This window comes from Cupriavidus pinatubonensis (assembly GCF_019602855.1).
GTDB classification, from domain to species: Bacteria; Pseudomonadota; Gammaproteobacteria; order Burkholderiales; family Burkholderiaceae; genus Cupriavidus; species Cupriavidus pinatubonensis.
This window is the reverse complement of the sequence record NZ_CP080767.1, coordinates 2,260,002-2,276,410: the sequence shown is the minus strand read 5'-3', so window position 1 is coordinate 2,276,410 and position 16,409 is coordinate 2,260,002. Positions and strand designations below refer to the sequence as shown.

The window sequence follows — 16,409 nt, the reverse complement described above, 5'->3', positions numbered from 1 at the left end:
AGCATCAGGTACGACATGACGAAAATCGTTCTGACCCTACCGTATCCCGTTAGCGCGAACCGCTACTGGCGCACGTACATGCCGAAGGGATTCAAGGCGCCAGTCACCACGCTGAGCCCGGAGGCCAAGGCCTACAAGCAGGAGGTGGGCTGGCTGGCGCGCGCTGCAGGCATCCATTCGCCGCTGGCGGGGCGCGTAGCCGTTGCCTACACGCTGTTCCCGAACCGCCCGCTGGACTGGCAGAAGCGCATGCGCCGCGACGGCGCGCTCTGGGATGACACGGTCCAGTGCATCGACCTGGACAACGCTCAGAAGGTGCTGATGGACGCGCTCAAGGGCATCGTGTTCGAGGACGACCGGTGGGTGCGGCGCATTACCGCCGAGCGGGCCGAGCCGGACGGGGAAGGGCGCCTGGTGGTCACGGTGACTGCGATCGAGCACGAGATTGTGCAGGCCGGCCTGTTCGCGGAGGCATGACATGGCCGCCCGCTGGACACCCGAAGAGGAACAGAAGCTGCGCGAGCTTGTGGCCACCGGCCAGTCGTACCGCGTCATTGGCGCGCACCTCGGCCGCAGTGGCGACACCGTGTTCCACAAGGCCAAGGCCATGGGGTTGGGCTCAAAGCCGCTGACCACCGAGCGCTCGCCGACGTGGATCGCCATTCATCGCATCTGCGCCGACGGCGTGCCGCGCTCGGTGCACGAGCTGGCCGAGGCTACCGGCGCCGCGCGGCACACGATCGACTGCCTGTTCTACGACCGGAAGAAGGCCAAGCAGGCGCATGTCGCGCGCTGGCAGACGGGGCACGGCGCGCCCGTGCCGTTGTGGCTGCCGATGCCCGGCAAGAGCGCCCGCCGTCCGCGCCCGATGACGCTGGCCGAGACGTCCAAGCGCTTCCGCAATCGGCTGCGCGAGAACGACCCGATCGCGTATCGCGTGTACCTGGCGCGCAACGCCGCGCGCGCTGCACTGAAGACGGGGAAGGTCAAGCGCCAGCACGCCGTGGTGTGCGCGCTGTTCGGCATGGGAGCGAAGGCATGACCGACGCTGACCTGTGCCTCGCGATGTTTTTGATCTGGTTAGCTGTGGCGTTCGGCTGGCCGCTTTGGAGGATCTGGAAATGAAGACGACCTGGAACGGCTACTGCTGCTATTGCGGAGCGCTTGGCCACCGCGCGGACAACTGCCGCTGGAATCGCGGCGTGCGGCTGGCGAGGCTGGCATGACCCACGGACGCTGCTACAAGTGCCGCTGCGAGGTGCAGGTATTCGGCTCGCGCTGGTGCGAGGACTGCTACTACCCGGGCATCGCCGAGACGTACCAGCGGTACCGCGATCTCATCGAGGAAGGGCATTCGCGCTACCAGGCGAAGGTGATGTCGGGCTGGGGTGATCCGGACGAGGCGAGGGAGGACTGACCGTGGCCGCACTTTACAAGGAATTCACGTTGAAGAGCCCCGGCATCTGGCCCTTCATCGTCTCGTTCATCAAGGCCAATGCCGCGGCGTGCGCGGATAAAGGCGCACCGCTGCGCATCATCGTGACCGCCGAAGAGCGCAGGCGGACCAACGAGTCCAACCGCTACTACTGGGGCGTGGTGCTGCGCGACGTCAGCGAGCAGGCCTGGGTGCAAGGGCGCCAGTTCGACAAGGACACGTGGCACACGTTCTTCGCCGACCTCTACGGCGTGAAGATAGAGCGCACGCTGCCGGACGGGCGGATCCACCTGACGCGCAAGTCGACTTCCGACATGACAGCGGGGGAGTTCAGCGAATTCCTGACCAAAGTGCAGGCGCATGCGGCGAACGAGTTCGGCGTGACGTTCGACGGGGTGCACACGTGACCCTGCCGGCCTACATGTTCCGCGACCCGGCGGTGGTCTACGAGGAGACCGAGGCCCGAAGCTGCAAGGGCTGTGTCCACGAACGCACGGCGCGGCTGATGGGCACCACGCACACGGTCTGCACCAAGCTCCTGCCGGGCGGGAAGCGGCGCCCACACGGCCGGCGCTGCCAAAGTTTCAATGACGGGGAGAAGTGATGGAAAAACCGATGTTCGCAGACGTCTCGCACGCGTTGCACGTGTCCTACCTGGTGCTGTCGCTCCCGCCGCGGCAGAAGGCGCCGTTCCGGAACATGCTGATACAGCTGCTGGAAGCGATCGATGAGCCGACGGCAGCGCAGGAGAAGTGGCTGGCGGAACTGCGCGGGCCAGCCGGGGAGTTCGACCCGGACCGTCTGACCATGGACGAATACCGGGCGCAGTACGCGATGATCACGGACGCGGCCAAGACGCGGCTGCCGAGCCCGGAATACGCGGCGGTGCTGGCGCGCTACGGCCACGGGAAGGAGAAGCTGGCCGGCTGCAAGCGCCTGGCGTTGTTCGCGCGCCGGTCGTGCGGGATCACCGCCGGCACGCTGCTGCTGGACCTGACGGCGCGGCACTACCTGCCGAAGCAGCTGCGCAAGGATCTGACGTTTCGGGCGCTGGCCGACAAGCACAAAGCCGATCAGACGCGGGTGTTCCGGGCGGCGAAGTGGATGGAGGCGAATTTTAGGTCGCTGGAGAGGCTGGCGTTGGAGCGGCTGGAACCGTCCTTCGTGGCTCATGGCCTGGTGCCGGACCGTACAGCGTGCGACTCGGCGGAATCTGTTGCTGCGTAAGGGATAGCGGTTAGAAACATCTTGCGTTTTTGAAACAAGCGATGTAGATTTCACCCAGACTCGCAGCAGTAGCGTCCGAAGCCCCCACATTTGGGGGCTTTTTCATTCCGCAGACTTCCGGCAAGCTAGTGCCCCCTTAGCTAACCGAGGTAAGAATGTTCCCCAGCCAGATGACAGGCGTGAATGCCAAACGCGGCGCTGAAGTCGACAGGATTGGCGATTCCATCGTCGCCGCTCTGATCAACGGCAACGAGTTTCCAAGCGTGCGTTTCGAGAAATCGGATGACAAGGGGCACGCCGTTACTGCCGTGGTACACCACGAGCGTCTTCTTGGTTCGCTTGAGCATGTGTTCTATAGCGCGAACGGCAGCGAAGTACTCCGCGGCGCTCTCATGTTTCGGCGCATGGTGAATGGGAAGCTCGAGCAGGTTCCTTTGGCGGTTATCTACTTTGATTACCTCGGCAATGTCGGTACTGCTGTCAACAACTTCACAATTGTCTGCTCGCCAGAGACTGGCCAGGGCGAAGACGTACGGGGTTGGGTAGCAATGATGCTGCTTGAGATCGTGCAAAAGTCACTGAGGCGCTTGCCCTGATAACGGATGTAACCCGAAAGCCCGCCCAGTTAGTGCTGCGCGGGCTTTTTGTTTTGGTGCTGTGCCGTTACCTCGCTGGCTACTTTAGCCCCGTCGTGACCAAGGCCTCTGAAACCCTGACCTGGCCTTGTCCGGTCGGGTAGTAACCAAAGTAGGTGAGACTCATACGGGCGATTTTGTCGCATTGTGTCCCTCGCACTACTGAAGAGAACACCATCCCACGCTTGGGATCGACATATTTCATTGGGAGCTCGCGCAGTTCACCGACAACTTCGTTCCTGGCATCCCGCATCACTACCTGAAAGCTGACGCCGTCCCACGCGGCGTTTGCCATTCGGTTGACGATCATGACAGTGACGGGGCAGTCCGAAGATGATGTTGCTGGCTTCTTCACGATTTCCAGGTGAGCAACGGGCGTTTGGGGCTTCTCAACCGGTAGCCCTGCCGTGGACGGGTAATGGGTACGTGCGCATCCAACCAGGGTTGCGGTAAGGCATAACGCTCCAACTGCGGTCATCAGGCGTCTGTTTCGCATGCATTCCTCCAAAATGCGCCGTTCTTGTCTTTGCACTCTCTTTTGAGGGTAGTTTCGGACATTACGTGCGCGCAATCGGCTGTATGGCCATGTGTGTCAACCAATTGGCTGAGATTTATCCCCGGCCGGCGGTGGGGTAAAACACCGGCAGCCGCCGACGTAACGTAAGCCAGTCTCCTCCCCGTTAGGCAGCGGGTACTCCATGGCGACGGGCGGCGGCATTTCCATTTCACAGGCATACCACCATGGGACGTCCATCCAAGCTGACCGACGCCCAATGGGAGCAGGTCGGCAAACGCCTGCTGGCAGGCGAATCCACGTCAGCGCTGGCCCGCGAGTTCGGCGTCAGTAAGACCGCCATATCGGTCCGGTTTTCTAAGCGTAACGAAACGATCAAAACCGTTGCGAATCAGATAGTTGAGACGGAACGCGCTCTTTCGAAACTCAATGTTTCGGAACAAATGGCCGCCCGGTCGCTGGCTGATTCGCTCAAAGACATCTCGGAACACCTGGCTGGCGCCGCGCGCTACGGCGCGATGACGGCGCACCGGCTCGCGGGCATCGCCGCGCAGCAGGTCGAGAAGGTCGATGATGCGGAGCCTCTGACGAAGAGCATGCAGCAGTTGCTCGGCGTCCAGGCGCTGACCAAGATGGCCAACGGCGCAAGCGAGATCGGTCTGAACCTGCTGCGCGCCAACAAGGAAGCGCTGGAAGATGCCAGCCGCGGCAAGAAGCCGGCGCCTGCCGGCCTGAACCACTTCTATGGCGAGTCAGACGACAGCAGCGCGGCCGACGCTTAATCCGGCGCTGCGGCCATTCTGGCTGGCCCCCGCACGCAACCGCGTGCTGTACGGCGGGCGGGCGTCGACGAAGTCATGGGATGCTGCCGGCTTTGCCACGTTCCTGACGTCGAACTACAAGCTGCGCGTGCTGTGCGTGCGGCAGTTCCAGAACAAGATCGAGGAATCGGTCTATACGCTTCTGAAGGCGCAGATCAGCCGGTTCGGGCTCACCAGCCAGTTCCGCATCCTTGACAACAAGATCATCGGGCGCGAGACCGAGAGCGAGTTCCTGTTCTACGGGCTCTGGCGTTCGATCGACGAAATCAAGTCGCTGGAAGGTATCGACATCCTCTGGATCGAGGAAGCGCACAACCTGACCGAGGAACAGTGGAAGATCCTCGAGCCGACGATCCGGAAGGCCGGCTCGCAGATCTGGATAATCTTCAACCCGCGTCTGGCGACCGACTTCGTCTACCGGCGCTTCGTGCTGAACCCGCCGCCGAACACCATCGTTCGCAAGATCAACTACGACGAGAACCAGTTCCTGTCGGACACGATGCTGGCCGTGATCAACGCGGCCAAGGAAGAGGACGAGGAAGAGTTCGCCCACATCTACCTGGGCGTGCCCAAGGACGATGACGAAGGCGCGGTGATCAAGCGCTCGTGGCTGCTGGCCGCGATCGATGCGCACAAGGCTCTGGGCTTCGGCCCTGCCGGCACGCGACGCCTCGGGTTCGACGTGGCCGACGGCGGCGCGGACAAATGCGCCAACGTCTTCGCGCACGGCTCTGTCGTGTCGTGGGCCGACGAGTGGAAGGCGGGGGAGGACGAGTTGCTGCAGAGCTGCAGCCGGACCTACGCGGTGGCGCGCGAGCGTAGCGCATCCATCCGGTACGACTCCATCGGCGTCGGTGCCAGCGCTGGGGCCAAGTTCGCCGAGTTGAACGAGGCGCGGCGCGCGGACAGCGACAACGCATCCGTGTTCTACGAGAAGTTCAACGCTGGCGCGGCGGTCTGGGAGCCGGACGAGATCTACCAGCAGCCGAACATCACGAACAAGGACCAGTTCGCCAACATCAAGGCGCAGGCCTGGTGGATGGTGGCGGACCGGTTCCGCAACACCTATAACGCGGTCAAGCGCGGCATGCAGTTCACCGAGGACCAGCTGATCAGCCTCGACAGCGCGTGCCCGCATCTGGACAAGCTGATCGACGAGTTGGCCACGCCGCGCCGGCAGTTCGACGACAACGGGCGCGTGAAGGTCGAGAGCAAGAAGGATCTGGCCAAGCCGAACAGGCCCGGCGGTCCGAGGCCGTCGCCGAACATCGCCGACGCGCTGATCATGTGCTACGCGCCGGGCGAGCACTCCATTGAAACCTGGGCAAAGCTCGCACAATGAACCGAAACCAACGCAAGGCGCACAAACTGGCGCACCGGGCCAATGTGGCCGCGTCCGCCGGCGCCAAGCGCTGGATCAGCGGCGATAGCTTCCAGAACTTCGAAGCCCGCGTCGGGCTCGGCACGAACAACCAGGCTAGCCAGTTCACCTACGGCTTCGACTTCATCTCGCGCAACCGCGTGCAGATGGAGGCCATGTACCGCTCGAGCTGGATCGTCGGCCAGGCCGTGGACGTGGTCGCTGACGACATGACGCGCGCTGGCGTCGATGTGGACGCCGACATGGACCCGGGCGACCGCGACAAGCTAACGGCGGCGTTCGAGGCCATGGCGCTGTGGGACCGTATCAACGACACCATTAAATGGTCGCGGCTGTATGGCGGCGCGCTGGCGGTGATGCTCATCGACGGTCAGAACCCGTCCACGCCGCTGCGGCCGGACAGCATCCACAAGGACCAGTTCAAAGGCCTGTTCGTGCTGGACCGCTGGATGGTGCAGCCGACCTTGAACGACCTGGTCACGGAGCTGGGCCCGGACATGGGCGTGCCGCGCTACTACGACGTGGTGGACGACAGCATTGCCCTGCGTCGCCAGCGCATCCACTACAGCCGCGTGCTGCGCATCGATGGCGTAGAGCTGCCGTACTGGCAGAAGATCAGCGAGAACCTGTGGGGCCAGTCGGTCATCGAGCGGCTGATTGACCGGCTGGTCGCGTTCGACAGCACGACTATCGGCGCCGCGCAGCTGGTCTACAAGGCGCATCTGCGCACGCTCAGCATCGACAAGCTGCGCGAGGTGATCGCCGCTGGCGGTCCGGCGATGGAGGGCCTGCTGAAGCACGTCGAGATGATCCGGCGCTTTCAGTCGAACGAAGGGCTGACGCTGATCGACGCGAAGGACACGTTCGAGGCGCACCAGTACACGTTCTCCGGTCTGGACAACGTGCTGATGCAGTTCGGTCAGCAGTTGTCCGGCGCCCTGCAGATTCCGCTGGTGCGCCTGTTCGGCCAGTCGCCGGCCGGCCTGAACAGCACCGGCGAGTCCGACCTGCGGACCTACTACGACAACATCAAGCAGCAGCAGGAGCGCCGGCTGCGCAGCCCGCTGACACGCCTGTTCGATGTGCTAGTGCGCTCAGTGCTCGGAAAGGCGCCGCCGGAAGGCTTCGCCTACCAGTTCACGTCGCTCTGGCAGCTGTCCGACACCGAGAAGGCGAACAACGCCAAGACGGTGACCGAGGCCGTGACCACTGCGCTCGATGCCGGCCTGGTGGATACCGCCACCGGCATGAAGGAACTGCGGGCGTCCAGCCATAGCACAGGCGTATTCACCAGCATCACCGACGAGCAGATCACGGAAGCCGAGAACGAGCCGCCGCCGACGCCTGAGATGGACTTGCCCAATGCTGATGACCCGAACGACCGACCGGAAGAAGGGCCGGAAGAACCCGGTCAAGCTCAGCGGGCCGGAAAGGGTGTACAGGACGCAGCTCCGGCAGGTCGCGCAGCAGGTAGGAGCATTGGTCAATGGCTTTCCGCCTGGCGATCCCTCCGCGGTACCGACGATTGAACAGCTGCTGCGCCGCTACGCCGAAGCCCTGACACCATGGGCCGAGGCCACAGCGGCGCGCATGCTGGCTGACGTCAACCGGCGCGACGAGGCAGCCTGGATGGCGCAGGCGCAGGATATGTCCCGCGCGCTGCGTCTGGAGATTCGCACGGCGCCCACCGGAGCCACCATGCAGGCGCTGATGGCCGAGCAGGTCGGTCTGATCAAGTCCATCCCGCTGGAAGCTGCCGAGCGCGTGCACCGGCTGACGATCGAGGGGCTGGAAGACAGCACCCGGGCGTCGGAGATCTCCAAGGCCATCCAGGCATCAGGCGACGTGGCAAAGAGCCGCGCTGACCTCATCGCCAGGACGGAGGTGGCGCGCACCGCGTCGACGCTGACCGAGGCCCGCGCGATGCATGTCGGGAGCACGCATTACATCTGGCACACCAGCGAAGACAGCGATGTCCGCGAATCACATCGACGAATGGACGGGAAGGTAGTCGCGTGGAGCGATCCGCCGACCATCGACAAGATGACCGGCCACGCCGGCCAGTTCCCAAACTGCCGCTGTTGGGCAGAACCCATCATTCCCGAGGATTGATCCATGGCACTCCGCTTCTACACCGTGCAGAAGCTGGGCCCGAAGCGCTCGCTGACTCCCGAGGGCTTCCTCCTGTGCGAGGAAGTGCCCGTCGCACGGACCGGCGAGATGCTGTATGGCCCCGGCGAGGTGCCAGTCGAGCCAGGCCCTGACGGCCTCATCCGCATCAGCCGGACACCAGACGAGGTCTTCAGGCCCGAGACGCTGGCCAGTTGCATAGGCAAGCCTGTGACGCTGGACCACCCGGACGACTTCGTTACACCCGCCAACTTTGCCGCGCTCGGCAAGGGCGCCATGCTCAACCTGCGCCGCGGCAGCGGCATCGAGGACGACCTGCTGATCGCCGACCTGATGGTGACCGACCAAGCCGCCATCGAGGCGATCCAGAAGGATGGCATCGAGGAAGTCAGCCTCGGCTATGAAGCCGACTACGAACAGGTATCACCCGGCCGCGGGGTACAGCGGAACATCGTTGTCAACCACGTAGCCCTCGTCGAGCGCGGCCGGTGCGGCCCGCGCTGCGCGATCGGCGATAAGGAACCCGAAGACATGAAGACTTTCGACAGCAAGCCCAAGGGCAAGCGCACCGTGTGGGACCGCCTCTGGACGGCCTTCAAGGCTGGCGACGAGGCGGCCATGGAAGAAGCGCTGGAAGAGGCCAAGGCCAACGACGAGGAATCCGAGGAAGAGCGCGCGGCGCGCGAAGCCAAGGAAAAGGAAGCCAAGACCGGCGACGCCCTCGGCCAGATTCTGAAGACCGTCAAGGCGCTGGACTCTCGCCTGGCCAAGATCGAGGCCCGCGACGCTGAGCGCGAGGAAACGGACGACGAGGACGAGGAAGACCCGGACAAGAAGAAGACCGATGACACGGTCATCGAGCCCGAGACGGCCGGAAAGCTGAATCAGGCCGAGGTCGACCTGTACACCGGCGACAGCGCCGCCAGCATCCCATCTCGCGCCGAGATCCTGGCCCCCGGCATCAAGCTGCCGACGTTCGACAGCAAGATGGCCACGGCCGACCGCGCTGCTGCGTTGTGCAAGTGCCAGCGCAAGGCGCTCGACATCGCGTTCAAGACCGATGCCGGCCGAGCCGCAATCGCGCCGCTGCTGGGCAGCCAGAAGGCGGACTTCGAGAAGCTGCCTGCCGGCCTGGTGCACGCCGCATTCATGGGCGCCAGCGAGATCATCAAGGCACAGAACAATGGCCGCGCGCACGACAGCGTCGCGACGACCAAGGATTTCGGCAAGGCCCGCACGGTCGCCGACATCAACGCCGCCAACCGCAAGTACTGGGCCGACCGGTCCGCCAACTAAGGAGTCCCGCACATGGGCAACGCAATCCTGTATCGCATGGCCTCGGGCATTCCGGGGGACATTTCGCGCCAGTCGCAAGCGACGGTCGAGTCGCAGATCTTCAACTCGTCGCTGCCGTTCCCGTCGTATGGCGTGCCCGGCAAGATCGTGTCGGGCAAGTTCGTGCCCGTCGCCAGCGGCGATGCCGCAACCGTGATCTACGGCCTGCTGGTGCGCCCGTACCCGACTACCGGCGGCGCCGGCTCGGAACCTCTCGGCACGGCCACGCCGCCGACCAAGGGCGTCGCGGACGTCATGCGCCGCGGCTACATGACCGTCAAGAACAACGCCGGTACCCCGGCGCTGGGCGGTCCCGTGTACGTGCGCGTGGCTGCCGCTGCCGCCGGCAAGCCGATCGGCGGCATCGAAGCTGCGGCCGACAGCACCAACACCGTGGTGATGGCCGGTGCGACGTTCATGAACGCTGGTGATGCCGACGGCAACGTCGAGATCGCCTACAACATCTAAGGGGTCACCCAGAATGAGCAAAATCATCCTCCCGCGCATGGCTGCGGCGGCCGCTATCGCCATGGTCAACGCCCCGGCGATCATCCGCGCCCGCACGCGCGACAACATGCTGACGTTCGACAGCCGTACGATCGACAGCACCGGCAGCTTCCTGATCGGCGAGCTGGAGCGCCTGGACCAGACGCTGCACGGCCCGCTGGCTTCTGTCACCTGGTCGCGCGACATCGACCTGCGCGAGGACGTCTCGATCGCGGACGAGACCTCGTCGTTCACCAACTCCAGCTTCGCTGCTGCCGGCGGCGCATCGCCGAACGGCAAGTCGTGGATCGGCAAGGATGCGTCCGCGATCGCCGGCATCGCGCTGGACATCGGCAAGACGGCCAACCCGCTGACCCTGTGGGGCATGCAGATCGGCTGGACGATTCCCGAGCTGGAATCCGCCCAAAAGCTCGGCCGACCGGTGGATCAGCAGAAGTTCGCCGGCATGCAGCTCAAGCACAACATGGACGTCGATGAGCAGGTCTACATCGGCGATACCGTGCTGGGCGTCACCGGCTTGGTCAACAACACCGCGGTGACCAACGTCTCGAACGCGGTCACTGGCAACTGGGCAACGGCCACGCCGGACCAGATCGTCGCCGACATCAACGAGCTGCTGACGAGCGTCTGGGCTGCCTCGGCGTACGCCTACTGCCCGGCCGAGCTGCGCCTGCCGCCGGTCAAGTTCGGCATCCTGGTCAGCCGCAAGGTCAGCGATGCTGGCAACATCAGCGTGCTCGAGTACGTGAAGCAGAACACCATCTCGAACTCGATCAACGGCCGACCGCTGAACATCCAGCCGCTGAAGTGGCTGTACCAGCGCGGCACTGCCAGCGCCGACCGCATGATGGCGTACACCAAGGAGCAGGACAAAGTCCGCTTCCCGATGGTGCCGCTGCAGCGCACGCCGCTCGAGTACCGCGACATCCGCCAGCTCACTACCTACTTTGGCCGCCTGGGCGTGGTCGAGGTGGTGTATCCCGAGCTGATCGGCTACCGCGACGGGATCTGAGGGAGACAAGCATGCCGAAGATCTACGTCAAGAAGGCGTTCACGCTGCACCACAAGGACGAGCGGCACGACTTCCCGGTGGGCAACCACACGGTGCCGGCCGACGTGGCCGAGCACTGGTATGTGAAGGCGCATACCGGCGAAGAGCCGGCTGCCGGCGAGGGCGAGCCAGACGACCTCGCTGAGAAGCGCGCCGTGCTGGACTCTGCAGCCGAGTTCCTGGAAGGCAGGGCCAAGCAGCTGAAGGATCTGCAGGACGATCTGGGCGGCCGCGAAAGGGCTGTCGCCGAGCGCGAGCAGGCTGCCGAGCAACGCGACGCCGACCTGGCCAAGCGCGAAGCGACGGTAGCGGAGCGCGAGCAGGCGGCGGACAAGGCCGCAGCCGACGCTGCCAAGGCGACGAAGGCGAAATGAGGGGTATGATGCCTCGCGAGGGGCATCAACCAATCACCCATGACACCTGACCAGTTCCGCGAGGACTTTCCGGAGTTCGCCGACACGACGAAGTATCCCGACGCCACGGTCGAGTTCTGGCTAACGGTGTCGGAATCGCTCGTCAATCCGTGCCGGTGGGGCGTCCTGACCGATCAGGGCATCGAGCTTTGCACGGCGCACCACTTGGTGCTGGCCGCGCGCGACGAGCAGACGGCAGACGTTGGCGGCATCCCGGGCCAGGTCACCGGCCCGCTTTCTTCCAAGGCTGTCGACAAGGTCAGCGCCAGCTACGACACGGGCGCCGCGACCATCGACGATGCAGGCATGTGGAACCTGACCACGTATGGTGTGCGTTATCTGACGCTCGCCAGAATGATGGGCGCTGGCGGCATTCAGCTGTAGCGCGCACCGCCCATCGGGAGCATCCCATGGGCGTCATCAAGGTAGACCGGCTGAAGCAGGTTCTTCAGTCGATCACTGGCCTCGTCGACAAGCAGGTGCTCGTCGGCATCCCTGACAGCACCGCCGGCCGCAAGGACGACGGCGAACCACTCAGCAACGCCGAAATCGGGTACATCCAGGAGACTGGCTCACCGGCCAACAATCTGCCGGCTCGGCCGTTTCTGGTGCCGGGTGTCGCTGCTGTACAGGGAAAGACGCTGCCGCAGCTGCAGAAGGCGACTGAGGCTGCATTGGATGGCGATATCGACGGCATGCAGCGTCGGCTGTCCTCTGCTGGTCTTGTCGCGCAGTCGTCTGTCCGCAAACGCATCAACAGTGGCATCACCCCGGCGCTGAGCGAGGCGACCCTGCGCGAGCGCGCGCGGCGTGGCCGCAAAGGCGCCAAGGAAGAGTTGGCGCGGCGCGCGGCTGGCGAGAAGCCGGGCACGGATCTGGCCAAGCCATTGGTGGACACCGGTCAACTTCGGAACGCGGTGACGTACGTCATCAGAAAACGGAAATAAGCCATGGCTCTGCTCGATGTCACCGACGTCCTGCTGGACCCGGATTTCATGGACACCGGCCTGGTGTGCAACCGGATGACGCAGACGGTCGACGACCACGGCCGCGCGACCAATACCGTCACGGCCACACCGTTCGCCGCGGTGGTGACCAGCGACAAGGGCGACATCCTGCACCGCAACGCGGACGGCAGCCGGATCATCGGCTCGATCACCGTCCACACGACGTTCCGGCTATCGGACGGTAGCGCCGGCCAGGACGCTGACGAGATCGTCTGGCAAGGCCGGACGTACACCGTGGCCAACGTCAACGACTACAGCCACTTCGGGCGCGGCTTCGTATGCGCCACCTGTGACCTGAAACCGCTTTCGGGATAAGCCATGGCCAATACCAGCGCCACCGGCGGCTACCTGGCGCCGACCGCGCCGGTACCGCCAGACGATGACGCGCTCGACGATCTGCTGCAGGCGCTCGTGGCCGGCATCAGCGGTTTGCCCGGCAGCATGGTGCGGCCGCGCTGGCAGCCGACTGTGCCGAAGCAGCCCGAGCCGTCCGTGAACTGGTGCGCGTTGGGCGTCGACGTGCAGCAGAACGACGCGAGCCCTGCCATCCAGCACGACCCGAACGGAGACGGCAGCGACACGTACATACGGCACCAGGCCATCGAGCTGCTGTGCTCGTTCTACGGGCCGGCCGGCAAGGGCTATGCGCAGCGGCTGGCGGACGGTCTCGCCATCCCGCAGAACAACGAGCAGTTGGCGCTGAACGACATGAAGTTCGTCAGCGTCAGCGAGATTCGCGCGGCGCCCGACTTCGTCAACCAGCAGTGGGTGCGGCGGTACGACCTGACCGTGCAGCTGCGCCGCAAGATCACCCGGACCTATCCGGTCCTGAACCTTCTGTCCGCTCAGGTCGGGTTGCCACGGGATTAGGAGAGGCTACGACGACGGTTCCGGTGGTCGCATGACGAGTACACCGTTGGTTGGGCTATAGGGATTCTGAACTCTTGGCTCTGATTGTTTCTGGATCCGCCTGCATCAGATCCCTTACGGCCGAACGAACAGCCGCCACCATGCACGCTTCCTTCTGGCCATAGCTCATTGAGCCGGTGTTCCTTTCGACACGCGCGGTTTGAAAACGCCAGTCTGGGATGGCGACCGAGCGCTTCGCGGCGGGACGTCGGCTCACACCGACTTGAGCAGCACAGAAATTGTCGTCACCGATCTGGTGGTGCTGGTATGAGACCACGATTGCATAGGTCTTCGAGTCAAAAGCGCGAGTGAAATTCTCAGTCACTATGTCCGAGATCGATGCGCCAACGTCCTGAATTCCATCGCCATGCGCGCGGGTTGTGAAGGTGCCCGCGTGCGCTACTGAGCAAAGCATTGCCAATGAAGTCGCCGCAGCGATTTTCTTGGTCGACATTCTGAGTCCTCAAGGTGTACGAGCACTCCTTATCGAACGAGTGAACGTGATCTTCACCCCACGTTAGCGGGGGACATTTGAACGGGCTCGCATATTCTTGACTTGACTTCCTAGTGAGGTTCCACATGTCCAACGGATTGCCGGTTTCGCGGCTGATCGACGTCTCCATCAACATGTCGCCGCTGGCGGCCCAGGGCGCCAACCTGAACACGGCGCTGATCCTGGGCGCGTCCGCGGTGATCGACACCAACGAGCGTATGCGGTCGTACGGCACGATCGACGCCGTGTCCGCCGACTTCGGCACGAGCGCGCCGGAATATCTTGCCGCGCTGCTGTACTTCCAGCAGACGCCCCAGCCGTCGCAGCTGTACCTGGGCCGCTGGGCCAAGACTGCCACGTCTGGCCTGATCCGCGGCGCGGCGCTTTCGGCCGCGCAGAAGGACATCACCGTCTGGCAGGCCGTCACGGCAGGCTCGTTCAAGGTGACCGTCGACGCGACGCTAAAGACGCTGTCGGCGCTCAACTTCGCCGCCGCCACGAACCTGAACAACGTGGCGAGCATCATCACCACGGCGCTTGCCGGTGCTGTCTGCACCTGGAACGGCTCGCAGTTCGTGATCACCTCGCCGACCACTGGCATCAGCTCGAAGATCAGCTATGCGAGCGCCACTGGCTCGGGCACCGACATTTCTGCAATGCTTGGCCTGACCAGTGGCCTCGCGTCGGTCCCGGTCGATGGCATCGTTGCCGAGACGCCGGACGCGTGCGTGTCGCTGTTCCTGAACCGCTTTGCCAACAAGTTCCTCGGCCTGATGTTCGCCGACACGTCGCTGACGAACGTACAGCACACGGCGGTGGCCAACCTGATCGAGGCGGACCAGCGCCACATTTACGGTGCGACCACGCAGGAGCCGACGGCACTGGATTCGACCAGCAGCGCGGATCTGGCATCGACGCTGAAGGCGCTGAGCCTGAAGTACTCGTTCGTGCAGTACTCGAGCAGCAGCCCATACGCTGCCGCGTCGATGTTCGGCCGCCTGCTGACGGTCGATTTCAACGCGAACAACACCACGATCACGCTGATGTACAAGCAGGAACCGGGCATCGTGCCGGAGACCCTGACCAGCAGCCAGGCCGACACTTTGCAGGCCAAGCGCTGCAACGTGTTCGTGGCCTACAACAATGACACGGCGATCATTCAGTATGGCTCGACGCCGAGCGGCATCTTCATCGACTCGGTCTACAACTCGATCTGGTTCCAGAACCGCATCCAGACCGACGTCTACAACCTGCTGTACCAGAGCCCGACGAAGATCCCGCAGACCGATGCCGGCAATGCGCTGATCGCTACGACGATCGAAGCTGCGTGCGACGCCGCGGTCAATAACGGCTACCTGGCACCCGGCGTCTGGAACTCTGGCGGCTTCGGCGCGCTGAAGCAGGGCGACACGCTGGCCAAGGGCTATTACGTCTACGCGCCGCCCATCGCGCTGCAGTCGCAGGCCGACCGCGAAGCGCGCAAGTCGGTGTCCTTCCAGGTCGCGGCGAAGGAAGCCGGCGCCATCCACAGCGTTGACATCCTGGTCAACGTGAACCGCTGATAGGGGAAACCATGTCCGGAACGTACTCGTTCATCGATGTGCAGGCCTCCATCGTCGGGCCCGGCGGCGCGTTTTCGCTGGGCTACGGCGAGGCCACGGCCGACGAAGGCATTACCATTGCCGCGGCCAACGACAAGAACACCATGACCGTCGGGTCCGACGGCGCCGTGATGCACAGCCTGCGCGCCGACGGCTCTGGCCAGATCACGCTGCGCTACCTGAAGACTGCGCCGGTCAACCGCACTCTGATGGCGCTCTACAACGCCCAGAAGATCGACAGCCGCATGTGGGGCAAGAACGTCATCACGGTGGGCCAGTCGGTGGCCGGCGACATCGCAACGGGCATCCAGTGTGCCTTCAAGAAGGTGCCGGATCTGACCTACGCCACCGAGGGCGGCACTGTCGAATGGGTGTTCGACGCCGGCCGGATCGAAGAAATGCTGGGGACGTACTGACCATGAGCCGTGAAATCGAGTTGGGCGGCAATACCTATTCGATCGGACGCCTGTCGGCCAAGCAGCAGTTGCACGTCTCGCGCCGCATTGCACCGGTGATCCCGCCAATGATCCCGGCGTTCCTGAAGCTGGCCGAGAAGCTCAAGGCCAGCGGCGTCGATGCGCCGGAAGCATCTGGCGCGGCCACGGCGAAGCTGCTGATGGGCGGTGACCTGTCGGACCTTGGCGAGGCGTTGCAGCCGTTCGCCGATGCGCTGGCCGCGCTGAACGATGCCGATGCGGACTACGTGTTCGACAACTGCCTGTCGGCGGTGCAACGTCGGCAGGACAGCGGCTGGGCGCGAGTAGTGTCGCTCGAGCAGAAGACCCTGATGTTCCAGGACATGGACCTGGGCGTTATGCTGCCGCTGGTGGTGCAGGTCATCGTGGCTAACCTCGGCCCTTTTATTCGAGGGTTGCTTACCAGCCTGCCGAGCAATCCGGATCTGCCGGGGCAAGCTGGCTAAGGCATCTGCCAGGGGGAGAGGACTGGCT

General features: G+C 64.1%; 24 protein-coding genes. 22 read left to right on the top strand and 2 right to left on the bottom strand.

Annotation, left to right across the window (positions count from 1 at the left end; genetic code table 11):
- The first annotated feature begins 15 nt into the window (after positions 1 to 15).
- From K2O51_RS23085 to K2O51_RS23055, 7 genes are all read left to right on the top strand, one after another.
- The gene (locus tag K2O51_RS23085) at positions 16 to 477 is read left to right on the top strand and encodes a RusA family crossover junction endodeoxyribonuclease (RefSeq protein ID WP_220630797.1); all 462 of its coding nucleotides are present in this window, start codon (positions 16 to 18) and stop codon (positions 475 to 477) included.
- Between the two features lies 1 nt (position 478).
- On the top strand, positions 479 to 1,042 hold the full coding sequence (locus tag K2O51_RS23080; protein ID WP_220630796.1) for an SANT/Myb-like DNA-binding domain-containing protein: 564 nt from the start codon (positions 479 to 481) through the stop codon (positions 1,040 to 1,042).
- A 180-nt stretch (positions 1,043 to 1,222) separates the two neighbouring features.
- Positions 1,223 to 1,417, top strand: coding sequence for a hypothetical protein (locus K2O51_RS23075; RefSeq protein ID WP_220630795.1), 195 nt, complete (start codon positions 1,223 to 1,225; stop codon positions 1,415 to 1,417).
- Positions 1,418 to 1,419: 2 nt separating this feature from the next.
- Positions 1,420 to 1,842 carry a recombination protein NinB gene (locus K2O51_RS23070; RefSeq protein ID WP_220630794.1) on the top strand — a complete coding sequence of 141 codons (423 nt, stop codon included), beginning with the start codon at positions 1,420 to 1,422 and terminating at the stop codon, positions 1,840 to 1,842.
- Positions 1,839 to 2,039 (top strand): hypothetical protein, encoded by a 201-nt coding sequence (locus K2O51_RS23065; RefSeq protein WP_220630793.1) that lies wholly within the window; start codon positions 1,839 to 1,841, stop codon positions 2,037 to 2,039. Before K2O51_RS23070 ends, K2O51_RS23065 begins: the two co-directional genes overlap by 4 nt.
- On the top strand, positions 2,039 to 2,662 hold the full coding sequence (locus K2O51_RS23060; protein WP_220630792.1) for a hypothetical protein: 624 nt from the start codon (positions 2,039 to 2,041) through the stop codon (positions 2,660 to 2,662). The genes K2O51_RS23065 and K2O51_RS23060 overlap by 1 nt, the downstream gene beginning before the upstream one ends.
- Before the next feature lie 155 nt (positions 2,663 to 2,817).
- On the top strand, positions 2,818 to 3,258 hold the full coding sequence (locus tag K2O51_RS23055) for a hypothetical protein (RefSeq protein WP_220630791.1): 441 nt from the start codon (positions 2,818 to 2,820) through the stop codon (positions 3,256 to 3,258).
- A 79-nt stretch (positions 3,259 to 3,337) separates the two neighbouring features.
- Here K2O51_RS23055 and K2O51_RS23050 read toward each other — a convergent pair whose 3' ends face one another.
- Positions 3,338 to 3,652 carry a hypothetical protein gene (locus tag K2O51_RS23050; protein ID WP_220630790.1) on the bottom strand — a complete coding sequence of 105 codons (315 nt, stop codon included), beginning with the start codon at positions 3,650 to 3,652 and terminating at the stop codon, positions 3,338 to 3,340.
- 386 nt (positions 3,653 to 4,038) lie between these two features.
- On the opposite strand from K2O51_RS23050, the gene K2O51_RS23045 reads away from it, so the two are divergent.
- Genes K2O51_RS23045 through K2O51_RS22990 form a run of 12 tightly spaced genes read left to right on the top strand, consistent with a single transcriptional unit; the run spans position 4,039 to position 13,326 of the window.
- The gene (locus tag K2O51_RS23045) at positions 4,039 to 4,593 is read left to right on the top strand and encodes a helix-turn-helix domain-containing protein (protein WP_220630789.1); all 555 of its coding nucleotides are present in this window, start codon (positions 4,039 to 4,041) and stop codon (positions 4,591 to 4,593) included.
- A complete protein-coding gene (locus tag K2O51_RS23040; RefSeq protein WP_220630788.1) occupies positions 4,556 to 5,974 on the top strand; it encodes a PBSX family phage terminase large subunit in 1,419 nt (472 codons plus the stop codon). Before K2O51_RS23045 ends, K2O51_RS23040 begins: the two co-directional genes overlap by 38 nt.
- Positions 5,971 to 7,542 (top strand): DUF1073 domain-containing protein, encoded by a 1,572-nt coding sequence (locus K2O51_RS23035; protein ID WP_245001871.1) that lies wholly within the window; start codon positions 5,971 to 5,973, stop codon positions 7,540 to 7,542. The genes K2O51_RS23040 and K2O51_RS23035 overlap by 4 nt, the downstream gene beginning before the upstream one ends.
- The gene (locus K2O51_RS23030) at positions 7,493 to 8,125 is read left to right on the top strand and encodes a phage head morphogenesis protein (protein ID WP_245001870.1); all 633 of its coding nucleotides are present in this window, start codon (positions 7,493 to 7,495) and stop codon (positions 8,123 to 8,125) included. The genes K2O51_RS23035 and K2O51_RS23030 overlap by 50 nt, the downstream gene beginning before the upstream one ends.
- A 3-nt stretch (positions 8,126 to 8,128) precedes the next feature.
- Positions 8,129 to 9,439, top strand: a complete 1,311-nt coding sequence (locus K2O51_RS23025) for a DUF2213 domain-containing protein (protein WP_220630787.1) — start codon at positions 8,129 to 8,131, stop codon at positions 9,437 to 9,439.
- Between the two features lie 12 nt (positions 9,440 to 9,451).
- The gene (locus K2O51_RS23020) at positions 9,452 to 9,946 is read left to right on the top strand and encodes a structural cement protein Gp24 (protein ID WP_220630786.1); all 495 of its coding nucleotides are present in this window, start codon (positions 9,452 to 9,454) and stop codon (positions 9,944 to 9,946) included.
- 13 nt (positions 9,947 to 9,959) lie between these two features.
- Positions 9,960 to 10,997 (top strand): DUF2184 domain-containing protein, encoded by a 1,038-nt coding sequence (locus K2O51_RS23015; protein WP_220630785.1) that lies wholly within the window; start codon positions 9,960 to 9,962, stop codon positions 10,995 to 10,997.
- An 11-nt stretch (positions 10,998 to 11,008) separates the two neighbouring features.
- On the top strand, positions 11,009 to 11,410 hold the full coding sequence (locus K2O51_RS23010) for an STY1053 family phage-associated protein (protein ID WP_220630784.1): 402 nt from the start codon (positions 11,009 to 11,011) through the stop codon (positions 11,408 to 11,410).
- 39 nt (positions 11,411 to 11,449) lie between these two features.
- Entirely contained in the window at positions 11,450 to 11,833 is a 384-nt protein-coding gene (locus tag K2O51_RS23005) for a DUF4054 domain-containing protein (RefSeq protein ID WP_220630783.1), read from the top strand.
- Between the two features lie 26 nt (positions 11,834 to 11,859).
- Positions 11,860 to 12,396 carry a hypothetical protein gene (locus tag K2O51_RS23000; protein WP_220630782.1) on the top strand — a complete coding sequence of 179 codons (537 nt, stop codon included), beginning with the start codon at positions 11,860 to 11,862 and terminating at the stop codon, positions 12,394 to 12,396.
- 3 nt (positions 12,397 to 12,399) lie between these two features.
- Positions 12,400 to 12,771 (top strand): hypothetical protein, encoded by a 372-nt coding sequence (locus K2O51_RS22995; RefSeq protein ID WP_220630781.1) that lies wholly within the window; start codon positions 12,400 to 12,402, stop codon positions 12,769 to 12,771.
- 3 nt (positions 12,772 to 12,774) lie between these two features.
- Positions 12,775 to 13,326, top strand: a complete 552-nt coding sequence (locus tag K2O51_RS22990) for a phage neck terminator protein (RefSeq protein ID WP_220630780.1) — start codon at positions 12,775 to 12,777, stop codon at positions 13,324 to 13,326.
- 55 nt (positions 13,327 to 13,381) lie between these two features.
- Here the strand turns inward: K2O51_RS22990 and K2O51_RS22985 are convergent, their stop codons facing one another.
- Positions 13,382 to 13,819 carry a hypothetical protein gene (locus tag K2O51_RS22985; RefSeq protein ID WP_220630779.1) on the bottom strand — a complete coding sequence of 146 codons (438 nt, stop codon included), beginning with the start codon at positions 13,817 to 13,819 and terminating at the stop codon, positions 13,382 to 13,384.
- 125 nt (positions 13,820 to 13,944) lie between these two features.
- Here K2O51_RS22985 and K2O51_RS22980 point away from each other — a divergent pair, with 125 nt between their 5' ends.
- Genes K2O51_RS22980 through K2O51_RS22970 form a run of 3 tightly spaced genes read left to right on the top strand, consistent with a single transcriptional unit; the run spans position 13,945 to position 16,381 of the window.
- The gene (locus K2O51_RS22980; protein ID WP_220630778.1) at positions 13,945 to 15,420 is read left to right on the top strand and encodes a DUF3383 domain-containing protein; all 1,476 of its coding nucleotides are present in this window, start codon (positions 13,945 to 13,947) and stop codon (positions 15,418 to 15,420) included.
- Between the two features lie 11 nt (positions 15,421 to 15,431).
- Positions 15,432 to 15,875 carry a tail tube family protein gene (locus tag K2O51_RS22975; RefSeq protein ID WP_220630777.1) on the top strand — a complete coding sequence of 148 codons (444 nt, stop codon included), beginning with the start codon at positions 15,432 to 15,434 and terminating at the stop codon, positions 15,873 to 15,875.
- A gap of 2 nt (positions 15,876 to 15,877) precedes the next feature.
- Complete coding sequence (locus K2O51_RS22970; RefSeq protein WP_220630776.1) at positions 15,878 to 16,381, top strand: phage tail assembly chaperone; 504 nt, start codon at positions 15,878 to 15,880, stop codon at positions 16,379 to 16,381.
- The last annotated feature ends 28 nt before the right edge of the window (positions 16,382 to 16,409 follow it).

Bases quoted from the DNA above. Each gene is read 5' to 3' on its own strand.
- K2O51_RS23085 (WP_220630797.1), top strand. From the start codon at position 16: ATGACGAAAATCGTTCTGACCCTACCGTATCCCGTTAGCGCGAACCGC.
- K2O51_RS23080 (WP_220630796.1), top strand. From the start codon at position 479: ATGGCCGCCCGCTGGACACCCGAAGAGGAACAGAAGCTGCGCGAGCTT.
- K2O51_RS23075 (WP_220630795.1), top strand. From the start codon at position 1,223: ATGACCCACGGACGCTGCTACAAGTGCCGCTGCGAGGTGCAGGTATTC.
- K2O51_RS23060 (WP_220630792.1), top strand. From the start codon at position 2,039: ATGGAAAAACCGATGTTCGCAGACGTCTCGCACGCGTTGCACGTGTCC.
- K2O51_RS23055 (WP_220630791.1), top strand. From the start codon at position 2,818: ATGTTCCCCAGCCAGATGACAGGCGTGAATGCCAAACGCGGCGCTGAA.
- K2O51_RS23045 (WP_220630789.1), top strand. From the start codon at position 4,039: ATGGGACGTCCATCCAAGCTGACCGACGCCCAATGGGAGCAGGTCGGC.
- K2O51_RS23040 (WP_220630788.1), top strand. From the start codon at position 4,556: ATGGCGAGTCAGACGACAGCAGCGCGGCCGACGCTTAATCCGGCGCTG.
- K2O51_RS23035 (WP_245001871.1), top strand. From the start codon at position 5,971: ATGAACCGAAACCAACGCAAGGCGCACAAACTGGCGCACCGGGCCAAT.
- K2O51_RS23025 (WP_220630787.1), top strand. From the start codon at position 8,129: ATGGCACTCCGCTTCTACACCGTGCAGAAGCTGGGCCCGAAGCGCTCG.
- K2O51_RS23020 (WP_220630786.1), top strand. From the start codon at position 9,452: ATGGGCAACGCAATCCTGTATCGCATGGCCTCGGGCATTCCGGGGGAC.
- K2O51_RS23015 (WP_220630785.1), top strand. From the start codon at position 9,960: ATGAGCAAAATCATCCTCCCGCGCATGGCTGCGGCGGCCGCTATCGCC.
- K2O51_RS23010 (WP_220630784.1), top strand. From the start codon at position 11,009: ATGCCGAAGATCTACGTCAAGAAGGCGTTCACGCTGCACCACAAGGAC.
- K2O51_RS23005 (WP_220630783.1), top strand. From the start codon at position 11,450: ATGACACCTGACCAGTTCCGCGAGGACTTTCCGGAGTTCGCCGACACG.
- K2O51_RS23000 (WP_220630782.1), top strand. From the start codon at position 11,860: ATGGGCGTCATCAAGGTAGACCGGCTGAAGCAGGTTCTTCAGTCGATC.
- K2O51_RS22995 (WP_220630781.1), top strand. From the start codon at position 12,400: ATGGCTCTGCTCGATGTCACCGACGTCCTGCTGGACCCGGATTTCATG.
- K2O51_RS22990 (WP_220630780.1), top strand. From the start codon at position 12,775: ATGGCCAATACCAGCGCCACCGGCGGCTACCTGGCGCCGACCGCGCCG.
- K2O51_RS22985 (WP_220630779.1), bottom strand. From the start codon at position 13,819: ATGTCGACCAAGAAAATCGCTGCGGCGACTTCATTGGCAATGCTTTGC.
- K2O51_RS22980 (WP_220630778.1), top strand. From the start codon at position 13,945: ATGTCCAACGGATTGCCGGTTTCGCGGCTGATCGACGTCTCCATCAAC.
- K2O51_RS22975 (WP_220630777.1), top strand. From the start codon at position 15,432: ATGTCCGGAACGTACTCGTTCATCGATGTGCAGGCCTCCATCGTCGGG.
- K2O51_RS22970 (WP_220630776.1), top strand. From the start codon at position 15,878: ATGAGCCGTGAAATCGAGTTGGGCGGCAATACCTATTCGATCGGACGC.